The 9428-nt window shown below is 44.5% G+C and carries 10 protein-coding genes and 1 pseudogene; 3 read left to right on the top strand and 8 right to left on the bottom strand.

What is annotated here, in order from left to right; translation table 11 throughout:
• Positions 1–678: 678 nt before the first annotated feature.
• From BM283_RS16135 to BM283_RS16120, 4 genes and pseudogenes are all read right to left on the bottom strand, one after another.
• Positions 679–1248: a DedA family protein gene (locus tag BM283_RS16135; protein ID WP_090694928.1), complete on the bottom strand. Its 570-nt coding sequence runs from the start codon at positions 1246–1248 to the stop codon at positions 679–681.
• 456 nt (positions 1249–1704) lie between these two features.
• On the bottom strand, positions 1705–1917 hold the full coding sequence (locus BM283_RS16130; protein WP_090694926.1) for a hypothetical protein: 213 nt from the start codon (positions 1915–1917) through the stop codon (positions 1705–1707).
• Between the two features lie 422 nt (positions 1918–2339).
• Complete coding sequence (locus BM283_RS16125) at positions 2340–2639, bottom strand: KGG domain-containing protein (RefSeq protein WP_090694924.1); 300 nt, start codon at positions 2637–2639, stop codon at positions 2340–2342.
• Between the two features lie 831 nt (positions 2640–3470).
• A pseudogene (locus BM283_RS16120) lies at positions 3471–3796 on the bottom strand (YnfA family protein).
• A gap of 190 nt (positions 3797–3986) precedes the next feature.
• Here BM283_RS16120 and BM283_RS16115 point away from each other — a divergent pair.
• The 3 genes from BM283_RS16115 (at position 3987) to BM283_RS16105 (ending at position 7949) form a co-directional block, all read left to right on the top strand.
• The gene (locus tag BM283_RS16115; protein WP_090694922.1) at positions 3987–4736 is read left to right on the top strand and encodes a hypothetical protein; all 750 of its coding nucleotides are present in this window, start codon (positions 3987–3989) and stop codon (positions 4734–4736) included.
• 70 nt (positions 4737–4806) lie between these two features.
• Positions 4807–5373, top strand: coding sequence for a hypothetical protein (locus BM283_RS16110; RefSeq protein ID WP_090694920.1), 567 nt, complete (start codon positions 4807–4809; stop codon positions 5371–5373).
• A 104-nt stretch (positions 5374–5477) separates the two neighbouring features.
• A complete protein-coding gene (locus BM283_RS16105; RefSeq protein WP_090694930.1) occupies positions 5478–7949 on the top strand; it encodes a cation-translocating P-type ATPase in 2472 nt (823 codons plus the stop codon).
• Between the two features lie 95 nt (positions 7950–8044).
• On the opposite strand, the gene BM283_RS20700 is transcribed toward BM283_RS16105, so the two are convergent.
• From BM283_RS20700 to BM283_RS16090, 4 genes are all read right to left on the bottom strand, one after another.
• The gene (locus BM283_RS20700) at positions 8045–8239 is read right to left on the bottom strand and encodes a hypothetical protein (protein ID WP_368086450.1); all 195 of its coding nucleotides are present in this window, start codon (positions 8237–8239) and stop codon (positions 8045–8047) included.
• Between the two features lie 4 nt (positions 8240–8243).
• Complete coding sequence (locus BM283_RS16100) at positions 8244–8732, bottom strand: VIT1/CCC1 transporter family protein (protein WP_368086449.1); 489 nt, start codon at positions 8730–8732, stop codon at positions 8244–8246.
• Between the two features lie 85 nt (positions 8733–8817).
• Positions 8818–8997, bottom strand: coding sequence for a hypothetical protein (locus BM283_RS16095; RefSeq protein ID WP_217646564.1), 180 nt, complete (start codon positions 8995–8997; stop codon positions 8818–8820).
• A gap of 110 nt (positions 8998–9107) precedes the next feature.
• Positions 9108–9428 (bottom strand): transposase (locus BM283_RS16090; protein WP_175492192.1); only part of this gene is annotated, 321 nt, incomplete at its 5' end.

Here is a 9428-nt window from a genome sequence, read left to right as displayed (position 1 = left end):
ATGGAATCGCTGCTGATAATTGAAGCAGAGGATCCGCAGGATCAAGTTGTAGAAGTAGATCTGCTTCAAATAAATTAGCTTGATGAAGTTCAGGGATCTTGGTGAGCATGTTTTTAATCAATTCAACCAGAAAACAGCTACTATTTTACCACTCCCGGTCGAATTGATTTGCTCATTCTCTTATTTCCTGTCTTATTATCAGTATGTTAATTGATTATTCAGGGGTGACTACTTACTTACTTATTGAAAATAGATGTTACTAATAAATTAACGTGAGTTTGACATAAGAATCATCACAATACGGATGGAAGAACCTTAGAAAATCTGATATTAAGGGATAGTTTCTTCTCCCGAATAACGATGAAATCATTTTCCAGAATTCTTTTATCATAAGAATTCAGATTCCTTTTGATGCTTTTTTTATCCCGAACTCACGTTATATCATTACCTGACATTCATTTTCGGATAGAATAATCTGTCGAAGTTACCTATGCCTTGAATAGCGGTAACCTTAGTATTCTTTGTTACAGTTAATCTGGTCATTAATGACAATATAAAGATGTCGATAAATAAGCTGCCATCCCGAATAACTTGAGCTTGATAGTTGAGTCCTATTAAATGATGGGGTATGAAGAGATTATTTGGGAAGTGTCAAAGGTAAGTTTAACCTTCTCTGGATTATTTATTTGTCGATATTCTTCCCTTTACTAAGAAGTGGATGCCCCAGGCAATTACACCCGAAACCGACAGGCCAATAAATAGCCATATCTCATAACGTTTAATATCATCAATAATACGTTCGAGTACATGACCCAACATATATCCCATGATTCCAATAGTTATTGACCAAATGAACGCGCCAATAATGTTCAGGATCAGAAAGCGAAACGGATAAACCCTACACGCTCCTAATAAAAATGGAGTGACCGTTCGGAAACCATACATGAATCTGAATCCTAGCATCAACACCGTCTGATGCTTATCTATAATTGCGAACACTTTTTCTGATTTGCGTTTTAAGTTGGGCCTTTTTTCAAGGATAATTTCACCTTTTACACGACCTATGTAAAAATAAAGTTGATCCCCAAGTAATGTACCCAGAAACGCGCTAACCAAAACCCATGGTAGCTCAAGATAGCCTCTATGCGCTGCAAAACCTCCCAGAATGAGAATAGTTTCGCCTTCAAGAAAGGCGCCTATAGCTATCGCACTATACCCATATGTTGTTATTAGTTCTTCTAAAGACACTTTTGCTGTAACCAGTCAATGCTTCAAACCGAGAGGCGGCCGCTACAACCAGAGTATGAGCCACCTTATTAGAACCATGAATTATATAGCATTGGTACTAACCATTTCACAGTGGTAGACGCAACACGCGTATCACTAGCCGCCATTTCGATCACAGCAGTACCACAGTCTGTGTTGATGACGAGATCGAATCGCCCACACGGATTCACATGGTCTAAAATCGGCGAAGTCAGCGCCGTATAGCAGCCAGCCGTCAATTTCCCGTGCCAATACAGCTGCGCCAATAACTTCTAGATCATGAGCAAATTAGTATAAATTATGCAATTTTGAACCAGATGTTGTAGCGCGAGCATACTGATCTGTGGTCTTCCTGCCGGTTGTGACCATTTCTCGCCGCGATGGGCGAAGAACACGAAGCCGTTGGTCCGTTCCATTGCTCTACTAATAGCATATATCCTATAAATCCCGGGTACTAGCATCAAGTACCTCATAGTGCACGCCTATTTCATCCAGCACAGGCTTAATATAGCTGAGATTCAGATCCTGAGTTTCATCACCTGTAGAAATAACCAATACTCTCAGATTGACAGCGTTATCGGCTAATACAGGTGGCAATAATAATTGCCAGCCACATTGCCATTGAGATAAGTAGATTAATCTCTTTTTCATAATTCTTTTTCATAAGCAATTCCTTTCACCTTCACAACTTTGCATACATAAAAATCTATCTGAAGTATTACCCACCACATGGTTTCTATAACCCTTTATCATCTTCAATGATCATAAGGGCATAAAGATATTGGCGTGAGTTCGGAATAAAAAAGCGCAAAAGGACTCTGAATTCTTGTTGATGGATAGTTTTTGAAAAAGAGCTTCATTATATTTGTGAGGAGAAACCCCTCACTTCATATTAAATTCCTCAAACTCTTCCAGCTGTGGAGGTGTGATCCTTATCCCGGACTTACGTCAATATCCATTTAATCCTGACTTGGAGCAATAAACTTTCTTTGGCCCGTGTTAATCACACTAGACATATTGTTGGCGATTGATTTATCTTCAGATCAGGTGCTAAAAATACCCCATATTGCTGGTTAGCGATTATTATGGCTTTGGCTGCCTGCTTTACCATGCTGCTCAGATGTCCCGCCACGGGCACGGGTAGAGGAAGATGATTCATCTTCATCCTCAGAGCGGCCTTTTCCTCCTGACTGTCCACCTTTGCGACCTGCCTCACGTGCTTCTTCCGAGCTAAACTCATGCGCAGTCCCCTTCTCGTGAGCTGCATGACCGCCCTTGCTCGCAATTTCACGCTGCTTTTCTTCGTTCATGGAAGCAAAACCACGCTGATTGGTACCCTTGTTGTCCTCATCCTTTCTTTTATTCGAAGGCATAATTGCTCTCCTATCCGGTAATTTCAAAAAACACCTATGATGTGTTTTGACTCTTTATCGCTGGTTTGATAAAACCAGGAACAACTTTAGCGTACGCTCCGAAACGGGTTTTCTCTGTGCGCGAGCGTACATACGCCTGAAATTAAAGCTTGAGTACAGGGCGAGTTATTTCCAAGGAAGCAAGAAAAGAACTTAGCGCCACTACGATAGCGAATAGTCCAATTTTTGATAGAAGCATTCTACTGGGACCAGTATGTGCATGGCGGTAGAAGATATGCTATACCGAATGCAGGCTTTAATGATTGATTCACTTTTAACACTCCATTATTTCTATGATTAAAAATAATAAAATGTCAGATTAAATCCAAACCTTTACAAGTAAATCGCTATTACTTGCATCTATTGTTATTTATCCCAAGGAACTTTCAACTTTCCGCACTTGTTAGCAGTCTGGTGTACCTGTGCTCATTTCCCCTTATCTCCACCAATATTAAAAACCAACCCTTCATCAGGTTGGTTTTTTTTGTGCCTGCTCTTGCGTGTTTGCGCGGGCTCATACGGATTCTTGCGGACTTCGAGGTTTTAAGAAATCTGACAAGTTCGCTCACTTTTTCTCTTTTTGCACCATTATTCTCTCCGCCCCTACCCGTCTTGCAGGAGCGAAGTCCACAAGCACCTATTTTTTAGATAATGATAATCAACGAATTACGCGCGGACTAATCAAGCGGTTTATTTGCAGCATTGGTAGGGGAAGGGAAACTGCACCGATTCACTGGGTGGATAATGGAACTTTGGGCCACGTTAACTAAGGCAGCTTCCCCAACATGCACGCTATGCCTCTGCCACCGGTTGTAGCGCACTGATAGCCATGCCCATCAGTGCGACGCAGGCACCCGCTACGTCCCAGCGCATCAGAGCCATTCTCTTCACGAAGTGAAGCCAAACTAAAGCAACGGCGATGTACATCCCACCATAGGCAACATAGATTCGCCCCGCCGCAGTCGGGCGCAGGGTCAAAACAGCGCCAGCGAAAGAGCAGCCGGAATCAGCAACCACACTGACTTATTCTGCTTAAGAACTAGCCAAGGCAGATAACAGCCCACGATCTCAACCACGGCAGTGACACCAAACAATAACGATATTTTCAAAAATTCCATAATCATGATTTCTACAAGATGGCGGCTAACACGAAGTGCACTCTCCCAAGCATGGCACAGCAGCGGCCTACATCTACATAATCCTTAAGCACGCGTTCGATACGTATACGGCCAGAGAGCGTCTTGCTGATTATATAAAAACTGTTATTCTTTTTAACTATTCATGATAACAAGAGGGATGAGAGGAGACATGGATCATAACGCTGTTCCTGCGGCTCACCTTACCACACAAACAGATGCAGTACGCTACCGAACGCTAAGCCTTGGGTGGCTTGCTCTCATTTATTTGCACTTAGTGATTGCACTGGTCGGCTGGGCGCCTTCGTGGAGTTTAATATTCAGTATGGCAGTACTCGTGCCGCGCTGGATGCTTTCTATTCACGAGCTGTTTCATATTAGTAATGATCGCGAAGTTGATCCATTGACTCGTTTGCTGCCTCTACTTCTTACCCCATTTCAGCTAGGCTACCGGGAACACCGCAATATTCATTTTCGCCATCATCGATACATGGCAACGCCCCTAGATCCTGAGTATTTTCAATTGCGAGGTAATAAATTGTGGGGATTTATCAATGCACTAACAGTACCAGAGCAAAGCTTTTTTCGTTGGATGATACAGCAAGGGATAGACGCCGAGCTAATGCGAGGAATGCTGTTACGGTTGGCGCTATTCGTGTTGTTGGTTGTCGTAAGCGAATCCATCTTCTTATGGTACTGGCTACCCATTCGCCTTGCTTACGGAATAAGCTCTTTCTCTTTCTTTTATAGTTTGCACCGTAGAGGCGAATCCTACGGCGTCTATCCACAGAAATTTTCTCGAAGAGCAGCATGGTTGTTTGCCTTATTTTTCGGACATGATAGCCTTATGGCTACCTGTCATCATGACCTCCACCACGCCAATCCAGGAATTGCTGTGCGACATCTTGCAGCATCACGATGAAACGCGTTATTTCCTTAATATAAAGAGTCTACTATAAAGCTGAGAATTGATATTCATTTACCGATCAATCATGCAAACCTCATTTAAGAATATCCTCAGCATTCTCATTTACACTTTTGTTATCTCGCTTATTTCTGTTGCGTATTATATTTATGCCTACTTGTTTCATCCTATCCCTGAAGAGCGCGAAACATTCCTGACTGAAATCGGTGAAGGTTTTGGTAATGCTGGTTTGGCGCTGTTGGCATTTATTTATTTTCGCACCTTTCTTAAGTTGCTGTTGGGTCAAGGGAAATTGGCACAACGCTTGCTCCCAGACTATACCTCCCCTATCGACTCATCCTCCCTAAATCGTTTGATGGTATGGATGAACCGTACGCATGTTTATTTTGGTATCGCAGCTGTAGCCGTTATTCTGCTGCATATTGCAATGATGGGATTTTCGCGCTACAGCCACATCTTGTTCTTCCCTGCCGTACTGGCTTTGGTTATTTGGCAAGGCATCTTTGGCCTGTTTCTGACTTTGCATTACACACCAACTGAACTCAAGAAATTTTCTTATTTGGTGCATGCGCAATTTATTACCGGCATTGCTATTGGTATTTTCGCTTTTTTTGGGCATATATTGATTGATTAATTATTCAATACCTGTTTTTACTATCTGTTAAGATAAATCCCTATTTATCGCCATTACATTGAGGTGAGTGCAATAAACATAACCTATTGATGGGAATGTATTCAATGCTTCGAACTGTGCCTATCGGACGTTTTGACGACATACTGAATAGTAAGCGTGGTCTAACTCAGAAAGAAGTCGATGCACGCCTAAAACAATACGGGCGTAATAATATCGTAGAGGTTCCCACCTCGAGTCGATGGGCATTGTTGTTGGATACAGCCAAGGATCCTATGCTGTGGTTTCTGCTTGGCATGGCCACATTGTTTATTTTCCTTGGCGACAAAGTAGAAGCGGCGATACTTTTTGTGGCGGCAATACCGCTAATTGGGATGGATTTATACCTGCACCGTCGCACACAGGCTTCCACTGAAGGATTGTCGAGCCGACTTGCCGTACAAGCCAATGTGATACGCGATGGCGAGGCATTAGAAATGGCTGCGACGGAACTGGTGCCGGGGGATCTTGTGCTGTTATCTGCGGGAGAAAACGTGCCTGCCGATGGCATTCTCATCCGTGGTGAATCAATTCAAGTAGATGAGTCCGCGCTAACCGGCGAAGCCTATCCGGTACGTAAGCGGCCGTTGGGGAAGTTGGATCAGTTAATTGCGCCTGTACCAGTCGATACGGTTCACTGGATCCATGCTGGAACCCGGCTACTCACCGGAACGGCCACCGTTCGCATTGTGTACACCGGTGCTGAAACAATTTACGCTGATATCGTGCACTCTGCATTGCTCGGTAGTCACGAGCGCACTCCGTTACAAACTGCGATTGCCAATTTGGTTGTGATGCTTCTTATTGCGGCTATAATTCTGTGTCTCGCACTTGCCTGGGTACGCCTACGTCAGGGATTCGATATTGTTGATGCGGTGTTGAGTGCGGTTACGCTCGCAGTTGCTGCGCTGCCTGAAGAATTTCCAGTTGTTTTTACCTTTTTTCTTGGTGTTGGGGTATACCGTCTGGCACAACGGCGGGCGCTGGTGCGACGCGCGGTGGTGGTGGAAAATATTGGGCGAGTATCCTGCATTTGTTCGGACAAGACTGGCACCATCACCGAAGGTCAGTTGAGCTTGACCCACCGTTACCCACACAATGACGTTAGCGATGAGCAGTTGCTTTCGGTTGCGGCCTTTGCTTCCCGCAGTGAAACCGATGATCCTTTAGATTTAGCAATTCTTCACGTGGCACCCCCTGTACTTTCGCATCACTCTCTGGTGATGACATTTCCCTTTACAGAGAATCGCAAGTGTGAAACCGCTATTTGGCGCAAACCCGATGGTGCATTAACAGTAGCCACTAAAGGGGCACCGGAGATTATATTCGCCATGTGCTCTTTCGCAGAGAACGAGCAGATAAAATGGGAAACTCAGGTTACTGAACTCGCGAAAGCTGGACATAAAGTGATCGCTTGTGCGGAGCGAGGCCTCACCGATTCTGCCTGGGCTGGAGGAGAGCCGAGTCTTGACTTCGGTTTTGCCGGTTTGCTCGCCTTTGAAGATCCAGTGCGCGAAGGAGTTACCGAAGCAATCCAAAACTGTCATGAAGGGAATATTCACGTTGTGATGGTCACTGGTGATCATCCTGCCACCGCAGAGACGACAGCGCGCGAGATAGGCTTAGGCCAAGGAAATCCTAAAGTGATCGAAGCAACTCAACTGGACGATTTATTACAACAGGGAGACGCTGCTCTAATGAACGTGGATGTGATCGCACGTGCCGTTCCATCACAAAAGCTCAGCTTAGTACGGGGCCTGCAATCCGCTGGTGAAGTTGTGGCGGTCACTGGAGACGGGGTAAATGATGTACCGGCTTTACAGGCTGCCGATATCGGCATTGCTATGGGTCAGCGCGGCACCCGCAGCGCACGTGAAGTTGCCGCCATTGTACTGTTGGACGACAACTTTCGCACCATCATTCACGCCATCGCTGAAGGCAGGCAGTTGTTTCGCAATTTGAAACTGAGCTTTGCCTACCTATTGATGATCCACATTCCATTGGTTATCACCGCGGCACTCATACCTTTAGCAGGCTATCCCTTACTTTATCTACCTGTTCATATTGTCTGGCTCGAGCTGATCATTCATCCCACGGCATTGCTGGTCTTCCAGGATCTGCCAGCAAATGAACGCTTGAATACGATCCAAAAAACACAACACCCTCGATTTTTTAATCAGCGGGAATGGTGGGTGATCGCCATTGTTGGAGCTCTGATGACATTAATGATCATCTATGGCTATGAACGCAGCCTTGGTATAGGTTACGAGGTTGAGCACGCACGAGCCATGGCCCTAACCACTCTATCGTTTGTAAGCGCCATGTTGACTCTTGTTCTGAGTGGCCTGTCTAACTTCATGTCACGTATCATAGTGGCAGCAACCATCGCACTAACTTTACTGTTGGTGCAATTCCCAACCTTGGCTTCGTTATTACATCTGGCCCCCCTGCATTTAGATGATTTGATGCTCAGCGCGGTATGTGCGCTTGGCATTGCCATGATTGTCGTTTTAGGACGATTTAGGGTTCAGCCGCATTAAAAGAGTTGTGAGGTAGGCTGATTATCATATGGGTCAAGAATAAAAATAGTGAACTCAACATCATTAGGAATTGCTTCATAAAACCCAATTTCTTGTCATACAGCTATACCAAATAATCGTCCTACTGCCGCAGCTAAACTCATTGCAATGGCTCCCCAGAATGTAACTCTGATAACACCGATAGACATCGCCGCGCCTTCTACACGTGCGGCAAGACTTCCTAGAGCTGCCAAAATATGAGTGGCGATACCGCAACTACAGGTATGAGCTGAGTGCTTGACACATTTCATGCAATCAATAATGATACGTAGCGCCAATAGTAAATGTACCCGCAGAGAAAAATGCTGCTTGCATGGCACGGGCTCTAACACTTTCTGCTAAACCTAGCTCATCTTTTGCATGAGCTCTTAATGCATCATGTACCATTAGTTGTTCTGCCACTTGTTTTGCCAAATTTGAATCAAGCCCTCTTTTTTCATATATACTTGCAAGTTCCTGCAGCTCAAATTCGTAATCGTCGCTTAATGACTTTCTCTCAAGTTCAAGATCTGCCTTTTCTGTATCTGACTGAGAACCTACTGAAACATATTCGCCTGCAGCCATAGATATTGCGCCGGCAACTAGGCCAGCAACTCCAGCCAGAAAAATGTCCGTATGCGCGGCATGAGCAGCTGCAACACCTATGACGAGACTTGCAGTTGGAACGATACCATCATTTGCACCGAGAACGGCAGCGCATAACCATCCTATACGATGTGATCTATGTCTTTCGTGATAACTCATATCATTTCCCGAAATTTTTTCTGAGGTTGTAGAAGATTAGCACTAGATTTGCTTTCCATTTTATATCGTTGTGCTTACATGTGAATTAAGAGCTAACTTGTAAAAAATTCCAGAAAAACAGAGCCGCACCTAGTTTTCCGAATACATGTAGCGTAAGCCCTTTATAAGTACGAACTTTACTCAAACATTCAATGCCTGTTTTTTCTTCTATCCAGGCAAACAATGCTTTAATCGGTTGCCGAATTCGGGAAATCGCTGTAGGCAACCATTGATCCTGTGGTTCCAGATATAACTGGCCTCATATAAAAAGATTTAAATTTCATAAGCGGCGAAGAGCTTTTCGATGAATCTATAGCAGATCTCATATAAAATGATTTAAATTTCATAAACGGCAAAGAGCTGCTCGATGGAACACCCTTCCCTTTTTCTGATGGCTTTGGCCTGAGCCCATTTGGGTTCAATGTCATTCAAGTCCGGGGAATAAGGCGGCAGGTATTCAAGTGTATGCCCGGCATTGGCAATGGCGGTTTGGATATCCTGCCGTTTATGGAACGTTGCGTTGTCCATGACAATCACGCAAGCGGGCAGAAGTTTAGGCAACAGGTCCTGCGTTATCCACGCATAGAAAATGTCAGCGGTGATATGGGCGATGAACAGACTTATGGTCAGCAGCGTCTTTCCGATCAGAGCGCCAAT

Source organism: Nitrosomonas sp. Nm34 (assembly GCF_900113925.1).
Classification (GTDB): domain Bacteria; phylum Pseudomonadota; class Gammaproteobacteria; order Burkholderiales; family Nitrosomonadaceae; genus Nitrosomonas.
Note: the sequence above shows the minus strand (reverse complement) of the source record. Positions and strands in the feature narration are given on the sequence as shown.